Source organism: SAR324 cluster bacterium, assembly GCA_015232315.1.
GTDB lineage: Bacteria > SAR324 > SAR324 > SAR324 > NAC60-12 > JADFZZ01.
In genome coordinates this window covers 43572-64345 of sequence record JADFZZ010000024.1, presented here as the reverse complement: position 1 = coordinate 64345, position 20774 = coordinate 43572, and the positions used below count along the sequence as shown (strand labels likewise).

Genomic DNA, 20774 nt, shown 5'->3' with positions numbered 1-20774 from the left:
CATTAAATGCATCTTCCTGAAATTCTGGCTCCCGCAGGCAATCTGGAAAAATTGAAAATTGCGATCCTATACGGTGCCAATGCCGTATACCTTTCAGGAGACAGGTTTGGACTGAGAGGGGGAGCCGATAATTTTTCAGATGAAGATTTGCAAACAGGCGTCACCTTCGCACATCAACACCGTGCGAAGATTTATGTTACTTTAAATTCATTTTTTCATGATCAGGATTTTGAAACATTTCCAGAATATCTTCAGTTCCTTGAGTCCATAAATATCGATGGAACTATTGTCTCAGACCTTGGCGTTGTGGATTTTATAACCACAAACTCCAACATCCCTGTCCATTTATCAACCCAGGCCTCCTGCCTCAACCAATACTCCGCGAAATTATGGAAAAATCTTGGCGTCGAGAGAATTGTTCTCGGTCGTGAAGTTTCCATTCAACAAGCGGCTGACATCAAAAAAATGGCGGCTATTGATGTCGAAATGTTTATTCATGGTTCCATGTGCATGGCGTACTCAGGACATTGCACAATATCCAATTTTACAGCGGGAAGAGATAGCAACAGGGGAGGATGCGTCCAAAGTTGTCGATTTGAATATTCCTTTACAAATCACAAGCAGGAATCTATCACTCAAAGTTTTATGAGTTCGAAAGATCTTCAGGGTATTGATCAACTAGCGAAGTTTGTAAAGTATGAAATCGATAGTTTAAAAATTGAAGGAAGAATGAAAAGCAATTTATACGTTGCGACAACCGTGATGTCTTATGTGAATGGTTTAAGATCAGTTCTTTCAGATCACGAGCAACACCACGATACGCATTGGAAAACGGAACTTCTTAAGGTGAGACATCGGGGATATACTGAGGCTTCGTTAATAAAGCCCGCAGACAGCACCAGTGTATTTTATGGAGATCGACAGGGATATTCTGAAACAAATTTTGAATATGCAGGAACTGTGGTTGATGTTGTTCCTGATAAATATCTGGTTTTAATGACTCAAAATACCTTTGAGGAAAACAGCATCCTTGAAATTCTTGATTTCGAAGGAGTACTGCACCATATCAGCACTCGAGGAATGCAAAATATTAGAAATAGAGAAATTAAAAAAACAAATCCCAACACTATTGTGTTGATTCCCTACTCATCAAGCATGGAAGGCATCAAGGAGTTGAATGTCGCTCGATTTTTACCCAACTCCTGATTTTAATCACGCCCCCATATCAATAGCCTTGAAACAGGCGGCCAATTGATCCAGTTCCTCTTTTTTGCGTTTTTCCGTTACATTGATTAGTAAATAATTTGGTAATTGAGGATAATATTTGCCAAGATCGATTCCAGGCAAAACTTTGTCTTGAAGACAACTCAGGATCACTTCAGACGCTGGTTTGGGGCATTCCACCACAAATTCATTGAAAACAGGCCCACTGTATGGAAATTTAAAGCTGCTCAGTGGTTCAATCAATGATTTCAGATAACTGGTTTTAGCCGCATTCTGATAAGCCATTTCTTTCAGCCCTTTTTTTCCCATCAAGGTTAAAAACATGGTGGCCATCATCATAATCAGATTCTGATTGGTACAAATATTACTGGTAGCCTTTTCTCTGCGAATATGTTGTTCCCTAGTGGATAAAGTGAGAACAAATCCATCACGCCCCTCAATATCCAGTGTTTTTCCGACAATACGACCTGGCAGATTACGTTTGAATTCATCCTTTGTCGCCATGAAACCAAGATATGGTCCGCCAAAACTCAATGGAATTCCAAAACTCTGGGCTTCACCAACCACAATATCCACGCCTGCGTTTCCTGGAGGTTCCAGCACACTTAAACTGATTGCTTCAGAAATACAACAGATGAACATCGCGTCTTGCGATTTTAACAATTCACCTAAACGATGCAAATCTTCAATCACACCCAGATAGTTGGGTTGCTGGACAATCAGACATAATGTATTACTCCCCAGATATCGCATCAGGAAATCATCATCAATTTGTCCAGATGCTTTACAGGGAACAGGAATCAACTCAAGATTCAGATTGCGGGTGTAGGTCTTGAGAACATCAATATAATGCGGGTGACAGGTTTCAGGATATAAAACCTGTCTTTTATTCTTTTTCAAACGACTGGCCATGAGCACAGCCTCAGCCAATGCGGTTGAACCATCATACATCGACGCGTTTGCGACTTCCATTCCGGTCAGCATGGTGATGAACGTCTGAAACTCAAAAATTGCCTGAAGGGTCCCTTGACTGGCTTCAGGTTGATAGGGAGTGTAGGATGTGAAAAATTCTGCTCTGGATATCAGTGAATCAATGACTAGCGGCACAAAATGATCATAGCTGCCGCCTCCCAGAAAACTGGTCAATTTCGCACCGGTATTTTTAAGCGATATTTTCTGAAATAGTTCAAGTTCATCACTTTCTGACATACCAAGGGGTATCTTGAGATCACGACCAAGTTGAACATTTTCAGGGATTGATGAAAAAAGTTCTTCCATCGATTGAATACCCATGGAAGATAACATTTCATTCTGAAGTTTTTCTGCACTATTGGGAATATATCTCATTCATCCAGTTCCGATAAAAACGTTTCGTATTCTTCTGCATTGAGAAGGTTATCAATTTCAATTTTGTTGGTGATTTTAATACGGAGCAACCATGCGTCATAACAGTCTTCATTGACCAGTTCTGGTTGTTGGGTTACTTCAGAATTGACCTCAAGCACTTTCCCTGAAACTGGCATATACAACGATGAAACAGCCTTGACAGATTCAATGGTTCCAAATTCATCTCCTGCGTCAATTTCTTCATCTGCTGCTGGCAGTTCAACAAAGACAATATCCCCCAGGGCATGCTGAGCATGAAATGTGATCCCAATATACCCCTGATCTCCGTCAATCCGAATCCATTCGTGCTCTCTGGTATATAACAACTCTGCTGGAGTTTCGCTCATGAGTCTCCTATTCATAAGAAAATTGATGGAATAAAATAAAAAACGAGGACATCTAAGCCTAAATAAACAGTAGAATCCAGTAAAAAAATATTATCGTTGAATTTTATAAAAGGGGGTTGCCACGACTTGTGCTTTAAACAGCTTTTTACGAATTTCTATTTCGATTACACTTCCGGTTTTAGTGAGTTCAATTGGAAGATAGGCCATGCCTAAGGGTTTATTGAAAGTTGGGGAAAAAACCCCACTGGTCACTTCACTGATTTTAATTCCATCTTGAATAACTGGATATCCATGTCGAGGTATTCCATTATCAAGCATTTCAAAACCAACCCATTTTTTGGTTAGGCCTTTTTCTTTCTGCATGAGCAGAACATCACGCCCAATGAATTCCCCTTTTTCCAGTTTTACAATCCATCCGAGTCCTGCTTCCAAAACTGTTGTTTCTTCATTCAAATCATTCCCGTATAGAATCATCTTCCCTTCAACCCTCAAACTGTCACGAGCCCCCAGCCCACATGGAATCAATTGATAGGGCTGACCTTTTTCAATAAGTATATCCCATAATACAGGAGCATTTCCTGGTGCCATATAGATTTCAAAACCATCTGATGCGGTATAGCCAGTTCGACTGATGATAACAGGAAAACCCTGAAATTCCATTTCAATAAAATGATAATACTTCAGTCCAGATAAATCAGTGCCTGCCAACGCGGACATGAGTTCAATTGATTTTGGTCCCTGAACAGCGATCTGTGCGTAATTCTCGCTTTCATAGGAGATATCCGCATTAAACCGGTTGTTTTCTTTCATCCAGGAAAAATCTTTTTCCTGATTCGAAGCATTTACGACCACAAGATATTCTTTATCATTCCTGCAATAAATCAGAATATCATCGATTGCGCCCCCCTGTCTGGACATGAGGACATTGTATTGAATACGCCCGGGATACAACGTGTTGACATCATTACATGTGAGATATTGGAGCAAGGGAAGGGCATTTTTTCCCTTAACCCAGATTTCCCCCATATGGCTGACATCAAAGATGCCAATATGCTCACGAACAGCAAAATGTTCTTTTTTATCACCTGAATAACGAACAGGCATCTTCCATCCACCGAAATTGACCATGGTTGCGCCACTGTCAATGTGTTTCTGGAACAAAGGAGTGACCTGAGAGGATTGATCTGACATACATAACCTTGAATAAAAATTGGATTTATTTTTTTGATGAGTGGAATCTTTCTGATAAAAAAATCGCATCCTAACAGAAAGACTTGAAGCCAGCAAAATAATTTTCGACACCTTTGATTCCAAATGATTAGCCCTTACTGTTTTTTATTGAATCATAGGGGTGCTGAAAATACTGTGAATTTTATCTTTTCAAAGTTGATCGAATGTGTTCAATAAAAATGTCATCTATTTTTAATATTCAAAATGCAGGAAGCAAATCCTGCCATTCACAGCCAAGAATTGGAGAACCTTATGGATATAAACCGTGAGCAATATCTGGATATTCTGGTGTTGGCAAGCCATATGGCCAGAGCTGATGGAGAGCTTCACCCCAGTGAGAAAAAAGTCCTGACCGCATTATTCAACTCAATTGATGTCACAGATGATGAACAGAAATTGATACGACAAAAATCTTCGGTTGAAAAAATGATTCAGGAAGTCACTTCCAACGATGCGAAAAACGCGCTTGTAGATGTTCTTGCGCTTGTAGCTGGAGCCGATGGTGTTTTTGAAGACAAGGAAAAAGATTTTATCACAAAAATCATGAAACGAGTGGGAATGAATCCTAATGAACATCCTTATTTCAAAGCGGGAGGACAGTTAGACATTGATAAGATCAAAGGCAATGTGAAAAATATCATCAATAACATCAAGAAACTGTCACACTGATCTAAACTTCAGGACATTATGCGGGAGGAAACTGATTATGACCATAAAAATAGACAAAAAAAAGTTGCCTGATCTTTTGCTTGAAGCAAATCAGGATTGGATGATTCATCCCATTGAATACAAGGTATACTCTTATTTGTGTTGCAAAAGTGTTATTGAAAATCTTACTTATATTGATATTTCTATCAAGGTTCTCGCATCAAAACTAAACCATAGTCAAAGCAGTATCGTAAATGCGATCAAGGAACTTGAGTCCAATCAATATATTGAAACCCACCACCGAACAGGACAAAAAGGGCGTTACAGTGTGGTAGGTTTAACAGGATTTTTAAGGGAGGAATCCAAAGAGAAAAACTCTAAAATGGATGATTTATTATCCCATGTAGTTGAGGAATAGATGAAGAATTATTGGTAATGAGTCTCTATCGCGAAATTGTGTTTAGGTGTCATTCATAATGGATGTGTGGGATCATTAACTTCTTGAGTTACTGATTTTACAATAATCAAGATTTCTCCAGTTGGTGGAAATGACACCATTTCTCAATCACACGACAGCGACTAATTACGACCATAATCGTCCTGAAGTCGTTCAATATCATCTTCACCAAAATAGCTTCCGGTCTGAATTTCTATAAATACCATATTTTCTATTCCGGAATTAGTCATACGATGAGCTGATCCCATTGGAATATTGACCGATTGACCGGCTTTCAGTAAAATTTCTGATTCACCAACTGTCACTGTGGCAGTGCCGGAAACAATAAACCAGTGTTCCTGACGTTTCTGATGTCGCTGAAGACTCAACCGTTTGTCTGGATAAACTACTATACGTTTAACCTTATGGTCAGACTCATCTGACAACACTTCATAATACCCCCAGGGGCGATGATCTGTTTCTAACTGGGACATAACAACTCCTTTCATGTCAAATCAATAAAATACTTGTTGATACGTTAACACTAATTAATCTCCTGGCACAACCCATAATATTGTAAGATTATGAAATTTATTAAAAAATTTTTAAGAATGACCCCCAATAAAATTTCTGGAATAATGACAACCGGAATGATTGTCTTATATTTATTGAACATCGGGGACACCACCAGTTTCTTGAACATGATGGATAAAAAATGGATTGATCTGATTCAAAAAGGACGTGGAACCATTGAACACAGTGATCAGATTGTAGTGGCCGCAGTGGACAGTCCCAGTATTGACAAATATGGAAGATGGCCTTGGTCCAGAAAGTACATTGGGCTAATGATCCAAAGCCTCAATGAATATTATCAGGCCAGCACTATTGGTTTTGATATTGTGTTTTCTGAACCCAATGACGCGGATGTCAATGTGGCGCATAACGTTCGGACACAATTTGAAAAAAACCCACTTTCTCAAACATTTGCTGGTCAGGATTATCTCAAAAAATTACAGTCGTATGAATATGAACTGGATGGAGATTTATTCATGGGACAGCAGGTGGCAAAGGCTCCTGGAACCGTGTTGGGTTATGTCTTCATGAGTTATAATGAAGAAATCGGCCACATTCCAACCGAAGAAATCATTGCGCAACAACAGCGTTTACAAGGTAGTGCCATATCAGTGATTCAGGGATTTGAATGGCTCGATCAACTTTCTGTAGTACCAGAAGAAATTTATCCCGAAATGACGATCCCCCAAATTGCCTCTGAAAACACCCAATTCGGTTTTTTTAATGTGGATATCGATTCCGAAGATGGTGTGGTACGAAGACTACATCTCATCAGAAAAGCAGGCAACAAATATTATCCCTCTCTCAGTCTAAAAATGCTGGCCAACCATTTGAAAAGCAGTATCCGTATCAATGCTGAGGAATTTGGTGTTTCCAGCATCGTGGTTGGAGATCTTGTCATCTATCCAGATCCTGACGGCTCAATTCTGCTCAATTATAAAGGCCCGGCTACCACATTTCCCCATTATTCCATTGTAGATATTATAGAACATAAAATTCCGATTGAAAAATTACGGGGCAAAATGGTGTTGGTGGGTGTCACTGAAGTTGGAATTCTTGATTTGCGAGTTACTCCTGTCTCGGAAGCCTATGCTGGAGTTGAGGTGCATGCAAATGCCCTGGATAACTTTCTTTCAGGCACATATTTTCAACTCGGCTTGTTCAATCATTTATATACGTTGCTGGTTATTTTGGCATTAGGAGGAATCTTCGGGTTGGTGTTTCCACGAATCAAATTGATTTATGGACTCGGAATGTTTTTCTTTTTACTCATCAGTTACACCTATTTTCATCAATATTGTGTCAATTACTGGCTCAACTGGCCAAGTTATGTTTATGTGGCAGTGGATATGGTTTTGGTTGCCGCAGGTGTAACACAATATATGTTTTTTGTTTCAGACAAGGACAAACGATTCATCAAAGGTGCGTTTCAACAATACTTATCCCCCACTGTTATTCATACACTCATGGACAACCCCAAAGCATTGTCCCTCGGTGGAGAAGAAAAAATTCTGACGGCAATGTTTTCTGATGTGGCTGGTTTTTCTACCATTTCCGAAAAATTAACCCCCAATGAATTGGTACATCTCCTCAACGAATACCTCACAGAAATGACTGATATCATCATGAAATATGATGGCACAGTTGATAAATTTGAAGGGGATGCCATCATTGCTTTTTTTGGGGCGCCGCTTCCTTTCGAAGATCATGCCACACGAGCCGCACTGGTCACGCTTGAAATGGAAAGCCGGGTTGCTGAATTGCGTCCAAAATGGAAAGAAGAATGGGGCGTTCATATTGCCCAGCGGATTGGTTTGAATACAGGACGCATGGTTGTGGGAAACATGGGTAGCAAAAATCGTTTTGATTACACCATCATGGGAAATTCAGTGAATCTCGCAGCCCGATTGGAAGGTACCAATAAGGTTTATAAATCAACCCTCATGATGTCTGAAATGACTTATGAGAAATGCAGGGATACCATCGTTGGTCGAGAACTTGATCTTATTCGAGTTATTGGAATCAATCAGCCTGTTCGTATTTATGAAATAATATGCCGGGTTGGAGATTTGACAGCACAGCAAGAACAGGGTTTTAAACTTTTTGCGGAAGGTCTGGAATGTTACCGTCAATGTCAATGGGAACAGGGAATTGCCAAATTCGAAGAGGTGCTTAAAATTCTACCACAAGATGGACCTTCCGGAGTATTCATTGAACGTTGCCACAACTTCATGCGAACCCCTCCACCAGCAGATTGGGATAAAGTTTATACCGCAACCAGTAAATAATCTTTGCCGATTAATCAGGTTTCTGTTACGAGGCGCCTCCTGCCTCGTAACCACAGAACAGACAGAGTGAGGTACGAGCGACGTGTGATGTTAAAGCGTGGTGCACAAGATTTATCCTTCGCCAAAATGACAAATTGTAAACGGGAAAAGGTTTTATGATGTCGATGACTATCAAACATTTCAGATATATTCTCTGTTTATGGTTAATGCTCGCAGGTTTGGTGGTGACACTCCAGGCACAGGAAGATCCACCAGAACTTCCCCCTGAAGATCCCCCTGAGGAAATCCAGATAACACCTGGACTCGTGACAGAAGTTCAGCTTATTCAGCAGATGATTTCTGATGCATCCCAGAACACTTTGTTTTTCAATAAAAAATGTGTGTCAGGTTCTGCCTCTGGAAAAATGAACACTCTGGAAGAATGGAATCAACGTTATCCCGGTTCAACGTTGACTTGTGGATCAAACGGGAAAGTTTCAGGAGCCTGGAATGATTCGAATGGCGTGATTGTCATGTTCAGGCAGGGAGAAGTGTTTCGCCAGCAACTGCAAATTGATTACGGACTGGATTACGAACGAAGCTATTCTCAATCGATTGTTCGAACCAATGTGACTGATCAGAGAAACGTTATTTCTTATTTGATTGACCTGAACAAACCAGAGGATTTTCAGTTTATCGAAGTTTCGCTCCCCGGAATTTATCCGTTTCTGATTCTGGAGCGATTGTTGAAAGATTTTTATATGGAAATAGAAGAACCCAAAGGCACTACTCTGGCTGGACTGGTCAACAGTCTATTGCTGAATCCATCCTTTCGGGAGGTATTCTGGGAATGGGTCACCAATCACGAAAAACCAACAGTTCCAGAAGAACCGGTTGAGGAAGACAACTAAGGAACATTCGAAAAATAAAATAGATAATTTCTCCGAACTATATTTCCTGTCGGGCACACGTAGAGACGCGCTATAGCACGTCTCTACAGACCAGAACAGGAGAGACTGGATTGGGAAATGTTTACAACTTATTCTTTTGCCGTTCCTAAGGCAATCGCCTGAGTATTCATAAACATCCTGAAAGGGCGCAGGAGCGCCGAAGGGGGAGGGGCCTCTCGTGGATTCAGGACTGACCAGATGTTGATCCGGCCTGAGTCAGTCAAATCACTGAAGCATCCTTGCCTTGAGATACATGGTGGTCATTTCACGAAGTTGAGGATCTTTCATCAACTGAGGCAACAACCTGCGGATGGATTTTGTTTTGTTTTTCATGTCACTTCCAAACAGAATCTTCGGTGCGGAAACAATGGTTTCATACTTGAATTTGCGTACAGGGAACCACCACAGATTCGTTGGAATGTGGGGAACAATGTCATAATTTACCAGTTTTGCCTTGGTCATTTCCACCAGTCCCAAATGGGAATGAGTGGCACCGGTTCCGCTTTGTTTCCAGCCGATCCAGGGGAGTTCCGCCCCTCCATGCGTGTAAAGGTGATCATTGATGGTCGTCACCCCTGTCTCAAGCTGTTCAGCCAATCGGCGGCCTCGTTTTGTATCCATGGTCCAGACAGAGGATGTCAGCCCCAAATGAGAATCATTGGCCAATCGAATCACTTCTTCTTCAGTTTTGAAAGTCATCACACCCAGAACAGGACCAAAGGTTTCTTCCCGCATGACCAGCATGTCATGTGTCACATCCACCAGCACCGTGGCAGGATAAAAAAGTTTGGCATCCCAGTCGGTCACAGGCTTCGATTGCGCAAAGATTCTTGCGCCTTTTGCCAGTGCCTCATCCACATGTTCCTTGACGGTCATCAGTTGACCCGTCGTGGTCATACAACCCAGATCCACATCAAAATATCCCCGGTCCACGCCCTGACGTAACGATTCAGTTTTTGTTTTCAGTTTTGCCAGAAATTCTTCCGCGATCGATTCATGCACATACACCCGTTCCACCCCTCCACAGCTTTGTCCGCAATTTTGAAATCCTGCCCAGATGGCACCATTCACCGCTCTGTCAATCGGTGCGTCTTCCAGAACAATCATCGGGTCATTCCCTCCCAGTTCCAGCGACAGCGGTGTCATGGAATCAATGGCCTGGCGCATCAGGGTTTTTCCGGCGCCAACACTTCCTGTCAGAAAAATTTTATCAATTCCGTTTTCGAACCATGACGTTGCCACCTGACTGCCACTGCCGACGATATGCTGGCACAAGCCTTTGGGTAATTGCGCGGCGGTTATCGCTTTTTCGATTTCAACACCAACCAGTGGAGTTTCGCGGGCCACCTTGAATAAAATCGCATTTCCGGCCATCAATCCCATGATGATTTCACCAAAGGGAATGGCGAAGGGATAATTCCAGGGAGAAATGATGCCAACCACTCCATAGGGAATCCGCAACAGATGGTTGCGTTTGTTGAAGGTCATGATACTGCCCAGAGGGATGATTTTTTCCTTGAGGACACTTTCAGCTTTGTGCGCATACCAGTCACAGGACATGATGGAGGGTAAAATTTCTGTATTGAACGCGTCAGGAATGGTTTTTCCATTTTCTTTGGAAATCACCCTGGCAATATTTTCACCCTGATCCAGCAGATAATCCCTGATTTTGAGGATACGTTTTCCACGTTCACTGAACGACATCGCCGCCCAGACTTTCTGGGCTTTTCGAGCTTCCTTGAAAATTTGGGGAATTTCTTCAAGCGGTGTGCATTGTACTTCCCCCAGAAGTTCACCCGTTGCCGGATTGGCTGACAAAACGGTAGAAATGAGTGGTTTATGCTGGTTTGCTGAATTTTCTGACATAAATCTCCTATGATGAATACTGGTGTGACAAATCCGGTGGAGTGTTGAGTGAAACAGCGGAGGTGTTTCAAAATCCTCAGAAAATGCCGGACATTTCCTGAAGTTGACAAAAATTTTTGAAAATGTAACACAGTTAAAAGTCAACCGTAAGCCAGAATATTTTCTTCTGCGGAGATACTGTTGAAAAAGTATCGGGAGGTTCACAAGCAAATTGTCTTTGTAAACAAAAGTTGCGATATCTCTTGCCGTCTGTTCTCAAGAACAGTTTTTTTGATAAAACCCCCAAACCCTGATTAATCACCCCCACAGGAGGCATTTATGTCTAAAAGTTCATTCACCATAGCTGATTGGAACGCCAGTGCCCAAAAAGAACTCAAGGGCAAAGATGTATCATCCATCCACTGGCATACCGCGGAAGACATTGAAATAAAACCATTATACACCGCTGAAGATCTGGAAAATCTGGAAAATCTAAACACTCTTCCGGGGTTATTTCCCTTCATTCGAGGTCCACAAGCTACCATGTATGCCGGACGTCCCTGGACCATCAGACAATATGCCGGATTTTCAACGGCTGAAGAATCCAATGCGTTTTACCGCAAAAATCTTGCGGCAGGGCAACAGGGCATCAGCGTGGCGTTTGACCTGGCCACCCACCGTGGTTATGACTCAGATCACCCAAGAGTTGAAGGCGATGTGGGCAAGGCAGGAGTCGCCATTGATTCTGTAGAAGACATGAAAATTCTGTTTGATCAGATTCCTCTCGACAAAATCTCGGTTTCCATGACCATGAACGGCGCGGTTCTTCCCGTATTGGCAGGATATATTGTCGCGGCCGAGGAACAGGGTGTTACACTGGATAAACTGACTGGAACCATCCAGAATGATATTCTCAAAGAATTCATGGTTCGTAATACCTACATTTACCCACCCACACCTTCCATGAAAATCATTGCGGATATTTTCAGATATACCAGCGAAAACATGCCGAAATTCAATTCAATCAGCATCAGTGGCTACCATATTCAGGAAGCGGGTGGAACAGCGGTTCAGGAATTGGCGTATACGCTGGCGGATGGTCTGGAATATGTGAAACTGGGGCTGGCTACCGGCATGGGAATTGATGATTTCGCGCCCAGGCTTTCCTTCTTTTTTGGAATAGGCATGAATTTTTTCATGGAAATCGCCAAACTGCGAGCCGCCCGCTACATTTGGGCAACCATGATCCAACAGTTCAATCCCAAAAATTCTACTTCGATGAAACTGAGAACTCATTGCCAGACCTCAGGCTGGAGTCTCACGGAACAGGATCCGTTCAACAACATCATCCGAACCACCATTGAAGCCATGGCGGCCACCCTTGGCGGCACTCAATCCCTGCACACCAACGCCTTTGATGAAGCCTTGGCTTTGCCTTCGAATACCTCGGCCAGAGTGGCGAGAAACACTCAGTTGATCATCCAGGAAGAAGCTGGAATCCGCCATGTGATCGATCCGTTCGCGGGTTCTTATTTTATGGAAAGTCTGACAAATTCACTGATCAAGGCCGCGCAGGAAGTCATGAAGGAAGTGGAAACTCTGGGTGGCATGACCAAAGCCGTGGAATCCGGTGTGCCCAAAATGAGGATTGAAGAATCAGCGGCCCGCCGTCAAGCCCGCATTGACCAAGGCTCAGAAGTGATCGTTGGTGTCAACAAATACCGACTGGAAAAAGAAGATCCGCTGGAAACACTGGAAGTGGACAATTCCGCAGTTCGTGAATCACAAATCGCACGGTTGAAACAGATTCGTGCGTCCCGTGACGAAGCCCGTGTGCAGGCCAGTTTACAGGCCTTGTCCCGTTGTGCTGAATCCGGTGACGGCAATTTAATGGCTCTGGCCGTTGAAGCCACCCGCCTCCGTGCGACTGTTGGAGAAATTTCATCTGCGCTTGAAAAACATTTCGGACGTTATAACGCGCCGATCCGGTCGATTTCCGGAGTTTACAGCAGTCAATATGAACAGGGGAGCAATGATTCCTTCGATAAGGTACGAGAGGAAATCAATCGTTTTGCTGAAAAAGCCGGACGTCGTCCCCGAATTCTTGTCGCCAAAATCGGTCAGGATGGTCATGATCGGGGAGCCAAGGTGATTTCAACCGCTTTTGCGGATCTGGGCTTTGATGTAGACATCGGTGCCTTGTTCCAGACGCCTGAGGAAGTTGCCCGGCAAGCCATTGAAAATGATGTGCATGTTGTCGGCGTTTCCAGTCAGGCGGCCGGCCATAAAACGTTGGTGACGCAATTGATTCAATGCCTCAAGGAACAGGGTGCGGATGATATTCTGGTTGTGGCCGGTGGGGTCATTCCTCCCAAAGATTATGACTTTTTATATGAACAGGGAGTCGCCTGTATTTTTGGTCCCGGTACCCCCATTCCACAAGCGGCCCATGACGTGATCATGAAACTGAATCAACAGCAATAATCAGGAGCGATCTTTCATTTAAGGGCGATCGGCAGGTCGCCCCTACTATGGATCTTCGAGTTTTATTCAATTTGAAATAGCTCCTCATGCAGAAAAATATCAAAGCAATGATTAACAGATGACATTATAAATAAGACAATTGGCAAAAATTCTTCAACCTGCAAAATGAGAACGTATGAATTATGAATTTATTGCCCGGACACTAAACCTGAAACACCCCGTTCCAACTCCCTTTGATTTGATAGAGATTGCTCGCATGGGTATTCCAAAGAAATCTATTAATTCATTAGCGGAATGCCTGCATATTCCAATCTCGGAATTGATCCAATACCTGCATGTTTCAGAACGAACATTACAACGCTATTCTCCTGATAAATTACTTTCTTCTGCGATATCTGATCATTTGCTTCAAATTGCCAAAGTATATTCCAGGAGTCTTGAAGTCTTTGAAGATGCTGAGGATGCCTCAATGTGGCTAAAACAGGTCAATATATCCTTAGGCAATGTACCCCCAATGGATCTTGTAGATACTATATCGGGAATTGAAATGGTTCTGGATGAATTGACACGCATTGAGTATGGGGTTTTTGCGTAATGCGTGTCTATCGGTTGTCCAAGTCACAATATGCAGGTGATCTTTCTGGAGAAGGTGCCCGCAAAGCAGGAGGAAGATGGAATTTGAAGGGGATTCCCGTTATATACACTTCTGATTCCATTGCCTTGGCCACCTTGGAAACATTGGTTCACACTCCGCTGAATCTGGTGCCCAAACATAGGGCCGTCACCGTTTTTGAACTTCCAGATCATCACAAAATGAATAAACTGGATTATTCCCAACTCCCTGGCAATTGGAGAGACTATCCGTCACCTTTAGAATTGGCACAAATAGGAACACAATGGGTCAAGCAAGCTCAAACATTCCTGCTACAAGTTCCTTCAGCCATTGTTCCGGATGGAGGTGGATGGAATTTTCTGCTTAATCCGTCCCATCCTGATTTTAGAGAAGTTAAGATCATTGATATTTTTGAATATGAATTTGATCCAAGACTTTATAAAAGATGAGGCACCTTTCAACAGTAGTTGACACTTGGCTGTCGTTCCCGCTCAGGCATGTATGCATGACATTGAAGGTCAAACTGTAAACTAAAATTCCGTCTTTCTGAAAGGTGCCGAACTTGGCAACGTTCAGTGTCCCTTGGTTGCCGTAGCTTAGCTCAATCGTTGGGCTAATATGCAAAACACTCATAAAGTGGATAAAGATACATCATGAACACAGTAGAGCAATTACTCCCTGAAATTATCAGTCGATTAGTACAGGAATTTAGACCAGAAAACATCTTTCTATTTGGATCTCATGTGTGGGGAAATCCCCATTCGGATAGTGATCTGGATTTGCTCGTCATAGTGCCAAAGAGTGATTTTTCTCCAGCTAAACGAGCCTCTATCGCCTATCGTTGTTTAAGAGATATTCCCTATCCTTTAGATATATTAGTGAAAACACGAAAGGAAATAGAACAGTTTTCACAAGTGTCCGTATCTCTGGAACATCAGATTTTATCACGAGGAAAACGTCTTTATGGATGACAAAGAGGAATTGGTCAAAAATTGGTTAATCAAAGCACAACATGATTTATTGGCCGCCAAAAAGTTGAGCAATGACCCAGAAAGCTATGCGGATGTGGCTATTTATCATTGCCAACAAGCAGGTGAGAAAGCGGTAAAAGGTTTTTTGGTTTTACAGGATCAAGAGTTTCCCAAAACACATGACATTCGTCTGCTTGTTCAATTGGCAATCAGGATTAACCCAAGTTTCCAACAATACCAAGAGACAGCGGAGATATTGACCCCTTATGCTACAGAATTCCGTTATCCAGGAGACCTTCTTGAACCGACATCCGAAGAACTCCAGGATGCACTGAAAAAGGCAGAAGAGATTTTTAATTTTGTTGCCTCATTGTTATCTGAAGAAATTAGACATTTTCTGAATCCGTGAGGTAGCCCAATCGGCTAGAGGGAAGCTTTGCCACACTATTTCTTCCATGAGAAACGTAGCCAGTGGCTACTCTTCAGGGGACTTTCACCCCATTAATTCACGCCCATGCTGGGCGTACATAACAATCGAGGTCTTTATGAATAAAATAACCATTGATCATATGTCAGAGATCGAACAAATATGCCGTGACCATGATATTAATTATTTAGGCGTATTTGGCTCGTATGTCAGAGGAGAATCCACAGAAGACAGTGATCTCGATTTATTAGTTGAATTCCAGCAACCCAAATCATTGTTTACCATTATGGATATTGAAGAAAAATTTCAGAAAATATTTCAAAAACCGATTGACCTGGTTTTTCGTAAATACCTCAAAGAAAGAATAAAACCCTATATTATGAAAGATCTTCAAACGATTTATACCGCTGATAGAGATCCACAATGAAGGACAAATTCATTTACCTGTTTGACATTCTTGATTCGATAGAAAGAATCAAGAAATATGTTAAAGGCTCAAATTACCATGAGTTTGAGTCAGACGATAAGACACAAGACGCGGTTATCAGGCAAATCACAATTATTGGAGAAGCATCAAACAAAATCGATGAAGAACTTAAACATCAAATTTCAAGTATTCCCTGGCACAAAGTCATAGCGATGCGTCATAGAATGGTTCATGATTATGCTGGAATTGTCCTTGAAGTCGTTTGGCAGACGATTCATGAAGATTTGGCAACCCTACAAAACGCTATTCAAGCTTTTATAAATAACCAGAAAACGGAATAAGTAATTCGGAGTTCCCCCTATGCCCCAGAACAGGTTGCTGATCATTGATGATGAACTGATGATCCGTAAAATGCTGTCAAAGTATCTATTCCAGGAAGGCTATCAAATCATCACTGCTGAAAATGGAAAAGACGGGTTGGAGCAATTTTATAAGCATCTTCCTCAAGTTGTTCTGCTTGATCTCAAAATGCCGGTGATGGGTGGTGTCGAGTTTCTGAAAAATCTGAAACCTGTTCCGGACCACACGCATGCGGTGATCATCCTCACCGGACATAATACGGATGAAGATGTGGAACTCTGTTATAAACTCGGCGTTCAGGTATTTCTCAAAAAACCTGTCAGCATTTATGAAATCAGAGGACTCGTCAAAAACACAATTTTTCAGATTCAGTCCGCCCATGCGCTCAAAAAAGAAATGGCGGCCCGGAAGCAGGCACATCAACTGCTGAAAAGTACACTGGATGGTATGAATCAGGGCGTCGTCAGTCTTGATGACAACTTCATGATCCAGATGATTTCCCTGAAAGCGTGCAACATGCTCGGAATCACTGAAACTGAAGCACTGAACAAACCCGCGGCCAGTATGCTCGGCACTTCCATTGCCGGGCCCTCCGGATTATTGATTGAGTGTTTCCGCAAAAAATCAGGACTGCGCGATGAACAGACCACCGTGATCACGCCGCGAAAGCCCTCATTTTCCGCACAGATTTCGATCGAAATGCTGGATCAGGCCTCCAGCAGTATCCGTTGGTTGGTATTTCTCCAGGAAACCCCCGATCTTCAACGACTTCATGAAGGCCGACATACTGCTTTCGGCCGGATGGTGAGTTGCTCTCCCAGAATGAAAGACATGTTTCAGTTGATCCAGGATATCGCGCCCAGCAATGCCACGGTTCTCATTCAGGGTGCCAGCGGAACCGGCAAGGAGCTTGTGGCGCTTGAAATCCATGACCGCAGTCGGCGTGCGTCCCGACCGTTTCATGCGGTCAATTGTGCGGCAATTCCGGGAACTTTGCTTGAAAGCGAATTTTTCGGTCATGAAAAAGGTTCCTTCACAGGTGCGGACCAGGCCAAGCCCGGACGTTTTGAACTGGCCAATGGCGGAACTTTATTTCTGGATGAAATCGGGGATATTCCACTGGAGTTACAGGTCAAATTGTTGCGTGCCCTCCAGGAACAGAAATTTGAGCGTGTTGGTGGAACCCGATCGATCAAGGTGGATGTCCGGATCATTGCGGCAACCAACAAGGATCTCCGACAATTGGTAGAAAATCAGGAATTCCGTGAAGATCTGTTTTACCGGCTGGATGTGATTTCGATCAAACTTCCAACCCTGCATGAACGTCCTGAAGATATCTCGCTGCTGGTCACAGAGTTCCTGGAACGCCTGAACCGGGTGGAACATCGAACGGTGAAAGGCATCGCACCGGATGTGCTCCAGGTGTTGATTCAGTATTCATGGCCCGGAAATGTCAGAGAATTGTATCATGTGATTGAATATGCCTTTGCGGTGAGCAAGGGGGATATCATTCAAATGGCACATATGCCTGAAAAGCTTAGAACCATATCGCCACCCCAGACATTTCAAACAGAAAAAACCGCGCCTAAATCAGAAAAAGAAGCTATCATGCATGCACTGGAACAGGCCAATTACCGGAAAGGCAAAGCCGCGGCTCTGCTGGGTATTTCGGTGATGACACTCTACCGCAAACGCCTCAAATACGGCTTGTGACAATAGAATCAATCTGCATGTTCCAGATCAGGGTGATCAGATTTTGTAATACGACCGATACCATTCCACAAAACGAGGGATGCCCTGTTCAATGGGGGTGGTGGGTTCAAACCCATACAATTCCTGAATTCTGCTGATATCCGCATAGGTTTCTTCCACATCGCCAGGTTGAAGCGGCAGATAATTTCGATGGGCCTTTTTACCCAGACAATTTTCAAGAATATCAATGAAGTGTTCCAGCGACTCTGACCGGTGATTGCCAATATTCAGCACTTCATACGGTTGGGGATGTTCCAGACATTGAACAACACCTGTCACAATATCATCCACATAGGTGAAGTCACGTTTCATTTTTCCATGATTGAACACATCAATCGGGCGATCTTCCATAATGGCTTTGGTGAACAGGAACAACGCCATATCCGGTCTTCCCCAGGGGCCATATACTGTGAAAAATCTCAATCCGGTGGTGGGCAACTGAAACAGGTGGCTGTAACTGTGTGCCATGAGTTCGTTGGCTTTTTTGCTGGCGGCATACAGGGAAATGGGATGATCCACCCGATCTTCAACGCTGAAGGGGAGTTTTTTGTTTTTGCCATACACCGAAGACGATGAGGCATACACAAAGTTTTTTACTTCATGATTTCTGGCAAGTTCCAGGATGTTCAGAAATCCTTCCAGATTGCTTTTCTGGTAGGCAAACGGATTGGTCAGGGAATAGCGAACACCAGCCTGAGCCGCCAGATTGCATACCACATCCACTTGATGCTTTTTGAAAATCTGGCTCAAGCCCTCCAGATCTTCCAGGGCCTGCTGATAGAAAATAAATCCCGGCATTTCCTTGAGTTGTTTCAGTCTGTCCTGTTTGAGTTGAACATCATAATAATCATTGAGGTTGTCCACACCAAGCACCATTTTTCCCTGTTTGAGAAGTCGTTGGCACGTGTGAAAGCCGATGAAGCCAGCGGCTCCGGTAACAAGGTAATAATTCATAAATCCCTTTTCTGAAAGGTGTACGTTTCTTGTGTTATTATTTTCAAAGTTCTAATTGATTTGGAGAGGTAAGTACCCGATCATAGTTTTTTTTAACATTAATCTGGTTCCTGACGTCTCGTCGGGAACCGTTCCATAATGCACCTCTGGTGCCATTCTACAGTTCGTTGGCAAGCCACCGGAGGTGGGCTAAGAAGGGTTCCCCACCAGAGGTAGGGAACCAGAAAAAATGATTAAATATTTTTGGTCGGGTACTTATCATGACCAATTCCAAAGAACCAATATTTTTTAAACAACCCGAATGACATCGAACACCGTATTCTCAGACCCCTCTGGCAGGATAACCGGGTGCATTACGCCTTGAATTGCGCCAGTCTGGGATGCCCCGATCTGCAACCGCAGGCGTTCATCTCGACGAAGGAGAGCACACTTTAAGATCCCTCGCCGCTCACCTCGCTCTGTCGGGATAACACAGGCAAACTGTAACGTACTTTTGACTGATTTTGAAAGGTGCCATGAATTGATTACACTTTTTAGAGTGCGTCACATCCTCCTTCGACAGTTTGAGTCTTTTGTGGAAGCCCTCTGGTCAGAAAAACTGTGTAATCTTTTTCATATCACTCCTGATCTGGAACAAGCGGCATGGGACTGGATGATTCAATTCCAGGATCAGGACTTTAGTTTCACCGATTGTACTTCCTTTGCTTTGATGAAATTTCTTCGAATTTCACAAGTTTGTACTCTGGATCACCATTTTCCATCGCAGACTTTCAAGTCCTCCATTTTTTAAGTTAGGGAAAGAATCGCCACCCCAATAAACTCACGGTCATCGGACTCAATGGTCGTAAGCGGCACGATCTCACACCGCTGAAAACTGCTCCCTTTTCCAAATAATCCAATCCCCCAATCCCCGATTCATTGCCCACCTCGAACACAAAAACGAGAGGAAAGACTTGTTTTGTTCCCTGAAATTAAGCATCGTGAATTCAATGATTGATTCAACCTCATGACAAAATGTTTCGGGAAACCTTTTCCCATAAAGAAAGCGCAATGGGTTTTATTCCGACTTATCTGATCTTACCCAACAAGAAAACACTATAAAACGGAGATTGTTTATGGATCAAATTGTTGTGGATTCAAAAATTTTAGGAGGCAAACCGATTATTCAGGGGACTCGTATCTCCGTATCCTTTATTCTGGAATTATTGGCCTCCAGAATGTCCATTCAGGAAATTCTGGAGGATTATCCTCAACTCTCACAAGACGATATCTATGCTTGTTTACAATACGCCGCACAGGCCTATAAAAATGAAGTTTATCTGGAATTGAAAGCCGCCTCCTGACATGATTCTGATGCAAATTCTCACCGATGAAAATATTTCACCTAAAGTGGTAGCCTTTTTAAGACAACAAGGGGTGAATGTTCTGGATGCAAAAGAGCAAAAGTGGTACGGTTTTTCGGATGCAGAACTTTTAGAAATAGCCTTCCGTGAAAAGCGTTTTATTCTCACTCATGATTCTGATTTTGGAACGTTAGCAATGAATGAGGGCAAAGCTTGCTATGGCATTCTCTATCTTCGGTTCAAAAACGTTCATCCTCAAAATGTGATTAGTATTTGTGAACAATTTCTGAAACAGGATCACAACCTACTTCCTGGAACGATTGTGGTTCTTGAAGAAACTCGATTGCGCATACGGAGTCGGTGAAGCGGTTCCTTTTCTTTCCCAAACAGAAGCCCCGCCTCTCTTTGAAGTTTTGATGCGACCGCCCTCCCAGTCGGCACGGTCTCACGCCTCTGAAAACCTCTCCCTGTTCACCATCCCCCCATCCCTCGTTTCTTCAGGAATCTCAATTCCCCAGCTTCAAAAGGTTCCTTGAC

At 43.0% G+C, this 20774-nt stretch carries 21 protein-coding genes and 1 pseudogene; 16 read left to right on the top strand and 6 right to left on the bottom strand.

Translation table 11 applies throughout. The features are described from left to right. The first annotated feature begins 6 nt into the window (after positions 1 to 6). Positions 7 to 1206, top strand: coding sequence for a U32 family peptidase (locus HQM11_15035; protein MBF0352345.1), 1200 nt, complete (start codon positions 7 to 9; stop codon positions 1204 to 1206). 6 nt (positions 1207 to 1212) lie between these two features. On the opposite strand, the gene gcvPA is transcribed toward HQM11_15035, so the two are convergent. From gcvPA to gcvT, 3 genes are all read right to left on the bottom strand, one after another. Continuing rightward, entirely contained in the window at positions 1213 to 2571 is a 1359-nt protein-coding gene (gene gcvPA / locus HQM11_15030) for an aminomethyl-transferring glycine dehydrogenase subunit GcvPA (protein MBF0352344.1), read from the bottom strand. Beyond that, a complete protein-coding gene (gene gcvH / locus HQM11_15025; GenBank protein MBF0352343.1) occupies positions 2568 to 2957 on the bottom strand; it encodes a glycine cleavage system protein GcvH in 390 nt (129 codons plus the stop codon). The genes gcvPA and gcvH overlap by 4 nt, the downstream gene beginning before the upstream one ends. 90 nt (positions 2958 to 3047) lie before the next feature. Next, positions 3048 to 4148 (bottom strand): glycine cleavage system aminomethyltransferase GcvT, encoded by a 1101-nt coding sequence (gene gcvT / locus HQM11_15020; protein ID MBF0352342.1) that lies wholly within the window; start codon positions 4146 to 4148, stop codon positions 3048 to 3050. Between the two features lie 291 nt (positions 4149 to 4439). On the opposite strand from gcvT, the gene HQM11_15015 reads away from it, so the two are divergent. After that, entirely contained in the window at positions 4440 to 4856 is a 417-nt protein-coding gene (locus HQM11_15015; GenBank protein MBF0352341.1) for a TerB family tellurite resistance protein, read from the top strand. A 37-nt stretch (positions 4857 to 4893) separates the two neighbouring features. Then, positions 4894 to 5253 carry a hypothetical protein gene (locus HQM11_15010; GenBank protein MBF0352340.1) on the top strand — a complete coding sequence of 120 codons (360 nt, stop codon included), beginning with the start codon at positions 4894 to 4896 and terminating at the stop codon, positions 5251 to 5253. Positions 5254 to 5414: 161 nt separating this feature from the next. On the opposite strand, the gene HQM11_15005 is transcribed toward HQM11_15010, so the two are convergent. Further along, positions 5415 to 5765: a phosphomannose isomerase type II C-terminal cupin domain gene (locus tag HQM11_15005; GenBank protein ID MBF0352339.1), complete on the bottom strand. Its 351-nt coding sequence runs from the start codon at positions 5763 to 5765 to the stop codon at positions 5415 to 5417. A 90-nt stretch (positions 5766 to 5855) separates the two neighbouring features. On the opposite strand from HQM11_15005, the gene HQM11_15000 reads away from it, so the two are divergent. Both HQM11_15000 and HQM11_14995 read left to right on the top strand, forming a co-directional pair. Continuing rightward, positions 5856 to 8132 carry an adenylate/guanylate cyclase domain-containing protein gene (locus HQM11_15000; GenBank protein MBF0352338.1) on the top strand — a complete coding sequence of 759 codons (2277 nt, stop codon included), beginning with the start codon at positions 5856 to 5858 and terminating at the stop codon, positions 8130 to 8132. A 155-nt stretch (positions 8133 to 8287) separates the two neighbouring features. Continuing rightward, the gene (locus tag HQM11_14995; protein MBF0352337.1) at positions 8288 to 9022 is read left to right on the top strand and encodes a hypothetical protein; all 735 of its coding nucleotides are present in this window, start codon (positions 8288 to 8290) and stop codon (positions 9020 to 9022) included. 264 nt (positions 9023 to 9286) lie between these two features. Here the strand turns inward: HQM11_14995 and HQM11_14990 are convergent, their stop codons facing one another. Next, a complete protein-coding gene (locus tag HQM11_14990) occupies positions 9287 to 10927 on the bottom strand; it encodes an aldehyde dehydrogenase family protein (GenBank protein ID MBF0352336.1) in 1641 nt (546 codons plus the stop codon). A gap of 318 nt (positions 10928 to 11245) precedes the next feature. On the opposite strand from HQM11_14990, the gene scpA reads away from it, so the two are divergent. From scpA to HQM11_14950, 8 genes are all read left to right on the top strand, one after another. Next, a complete protein-coding gene (gene scpA, locus HQM11_14985) occupies positions 11246 to 13390 on the top strand; it encodes a methylmalonyl-CoA mutase (GenBank protein ID MBF0352335.1) in 2145 nt (714 codons plus the stop codon). A 175-nt stretch (positions 13391 to 13565) separates the two neighbouring features. Beyond that, positions 13566 to 13985, top strand: coding sequence for a DUF2384 domain-containing protein (locus HQM11_14980; protein MBF0352334.1), 420 nt, complete (start codon positions 13566 to 13568; stop codon positions 13983 to 13985). Next, the gene (locus HQM11_14975; protein ID MBF0352333.1) at positions 13985 to 14452 is read left to right on the top strand and encodes an RES family NAD+ phosphorylase; all 468 of its coding nucleotides are present in this window, start codon (positions 13985 to 13987) and stop codon (positions 14450 to 14452) included. Before HQM11_14980 ends, HQM11_14975 begins: the two co-directional genes overlap by 1 nt. Before the next feature lie 204 nt (positions 14453 to 14656). After that, on the top strand, positions 14657 to 14974 hold the full coding sequence (locus HQM11_14970; GenBank protein MBF0352332.1) for a nucleotidyltransferase domain-containing protein: 318 nt from the start codon (positions 14657 to 14659) through the stop codon (positions 14972 to 14974). Beyond that, entirely contained in the window at positions 14967 to 15383 is a 417-nt protein-coding gene (locus HQM11_14965; protein MBF0352331.1) for a HEPN domain-containing protein, read from the top strand. Before HQM11_14970 ends, HQM11_14965 begins: the two co-directional genes overlap by 8 nt. A 136-nt stretch (positions 15384 to 15519) precedes the next feature. Further along, positions 15520 to 15828 (top strand): nucleotidyltransferase family protein, encoded by a 309-nt coding sequence (locus HQM11_14960; GenBank protein ID MBF0352330.1) that lies wholly within the window; start codon positions 15520 to 15522, stop codon positions 15826 to 15828. Then, the gene (locus HQM11_14955; protein MBF0352329.1) at positions 15825 to 16169 is read left to right on the top strand and encodes a DUF86 domain-containing protein; all 345 of its coding nucleotides are present in this window, start codon (positions 15825 to 15827) and stop codon (positions 16167 to 16169) included. Before HQM11_14960 ends, HQM11_14955 begins: the two co-directional genes overlap by 4 nt. A gap of 19 nt (positions 16170 to 16188) precedes the next feature. Beyond that, the gene (locus tag HQM11_14950; protein MBF0352328.1) at positions 16189 to 17901 is read left to right on the top strand and encodes a sigma 54-interacting transcriptional regulator; all 1713 of its coding nucleotides are present in this window, start codon (positions 16189 to 16191) and stop codon (positions 17899 to 17901) included. Between the two features lie 36 nt (positions 17902 to 17937). Here HQM11_14950 and HQM11_14945 read toward each other — a convergent pair whose 3' ends face one another. Further along, on the bottom strand, positions 17938 to 18894 hold the full coding sequence (locus HQM11_14945; GenBank protein ID MBF0352327.1) for an NAD-dependent epimerase: 957 nt from the start codon (positions 18892 to 18894) through the stop codon (positions 17938 to 17940). A gap of 300 nt (positions 18895 to 19194) precedes the next feature. Here HQM11_14945 and HQM11_14940 point away from each other — a divergent pair. From HQM11_14940 to HQM11_14930, 3 genes and pseudogenes are all read left to right on the top strand, one after another. Next, a pseudogene (locus tag HQM11_14940) lies at positions 19195 to 19308 on the top strand (DUF547 domain-containing protein). 701 nt (positions 19309 to 20009) lie between these two features. Beyond that, positions 20010 to 20237: a DUF433 domain-containing protein gene (locus HQM11_14935; GenBank protein MBF0352326.1), complete on the top strand. Its 228-nt coding sequence runs from the start codon at positions 20010 to 20012 to the stop codon at positions 20235 to 20237. A gap of 10 nt (positions 20238 to 20247) precedes the next feature. Beyond that, entirely contained in the window at positions 20248 to 20601 is a 354-nt protein-coding gene (locus HQM11_14930) for a DUF5615 family PIN-like protein (GenBank protein ID MBF0352325.1), read from the top strand. The last annotated feature ends 173 nt before the right edge of the window (positions 20602 to 20774 follow it).

Bases quoted from the DNA above. Each gene is read 5' to 3' on its own strand.
- HQM11_14945 (MBF0352327.1), bottom strand. From the start codon at position 18,894: ATGAATTATTACCTTGTTACCGGAGCCGCTGGCTTCATCGGCTTTCAC.
- HQM11_14960 (MBF0352330.1), top strand. From the start codon at position 15,520: ATGAATAAAATAACCATTGATCATATGTCAGAGATCGAACAAATATGC.
- HQM11_14965 (MBF0352331.1), top strand. From the start codon at position 14,967: ATGGATGACAAAGAGGAATTGGTCAAAAATTGGTTAATCAAAGCACAA.
- HQM11_14950 (MBF0352328.1), top strand. From the start codon at position 16,189: ATGCCCCAGAACAGGTTGCTGATCATTGATGATGAACTGATGATCCGT.
- HQM11_14970 (MBF0352332.1), top strand. From the start codon at position 14,657: ATGAACACAGTAGAGCAATTACTCCCTGAAATTATCAGTCGATTAGTA.
- scpA (MBF0352335.1), top strand. From the start codon at position 11,246: ATGTCTAAAAGTTCATTCACCATAGCTGATTGGAACGCCAGTGCCCAA.
- HQM11_14975 (MBF0352333.1), top strand. From the start codon at position 13,985: ATGCGTGTCTATCGGTTGTCCAAGTCACAATATGCAGGTGATCTTTCT.
- HQM11_15005 (MBF0352339.1), bottom strand. From the start codon at position 5,765: ATGTCCCAGTTAGAAACAGATCATCGCCCCTGGGGGTATTATGAAGTG.
- HQM11_14955 (MBF0352329.1), top strand. From the start codon at position 15,825: ATGAAGGACAAATTCATTTACCTGTTTGACATTCTTGATTCGATAGAA.
- HQM11_14980 (MBF0352334.1), top strand. From the start codon at position 13,566: ATGAATTATGAATTTATTGCCCGGACACTAAACCTGAAACACCCCGTT.
- HQM11_14990 (MBF0352336.1), bottom strand. From the start codon at position 10,927: ATGTCAGAAAATTCAGCAAACCAGCATAAACCACTCATTTCTACCGTT.
- HQM11_15035 (MBF0352345.1), top strand. From the start codon at position 7: ATGCATCTTCCTGAAATTCTGGCTCCCGCAGGCAATCTGGAAAAATTG.
- gcvH (MBF0352343.1), bottom strand. From the start codon at position 2,957: ATGAGCGAAACTCCAGCAGAGTTGTTATATACCAGAGAGCACGAATGG.
- gcvT (MBF0352342.1), bottom strand. From the start codon at position 4,148: ATGTCAGATCAATCCTCTCAGGTCACTCCTTTGTTCCAGAAACACATT.
- HQM11_14930 (MBF0352325.1), top strand. From the start codon at position 20,248: ATGCAAATTCTCACCGATGAAAATATTTCACCTAAAGTGGTAGCCTTT.
- HQM11_15010 (MBF0352340.1), top strand. From the start codon at position 4,894: ATGACCATAAAAATAGACAAAAAAAAGTTGCCTGATCTTTTGCTTGAA.
- HQM11_15015 (MBF0352341.1), top strand. From the start codon at position 4,440: ATGGATATAAACCGTGAGCAATATCTGGATATTCTGGTGTTGGCAAGC.
- HQM11_14995 (MBF0352337.1), top strand. From the start codon at position 8,288: ATGATGTCGATGACTATCAAACATTTCAGATATATTCTCTGTTTATGG.
- HQM11_15000 (MBF0352338.1), top strand. From the start codon at position 5,856: ATGAAATTTATTAAAAAATTTTTAAGAATGACCCCCAATAAAATTTCT.
- HQM11_14935 (MBF0352326.1), top strand. From the start codon at position 20,010: ATGGATCAAATTGTTGTGGATTCAAAAATTTTAGGAGGCAAACCGATT.
- gcvPA (MBF0352344.1), bottom strand. From the start codon at position 2,571: ATGAGATATATTCCCAATAGTGCAGAAAAACTTCAGAATGAAATGTTA.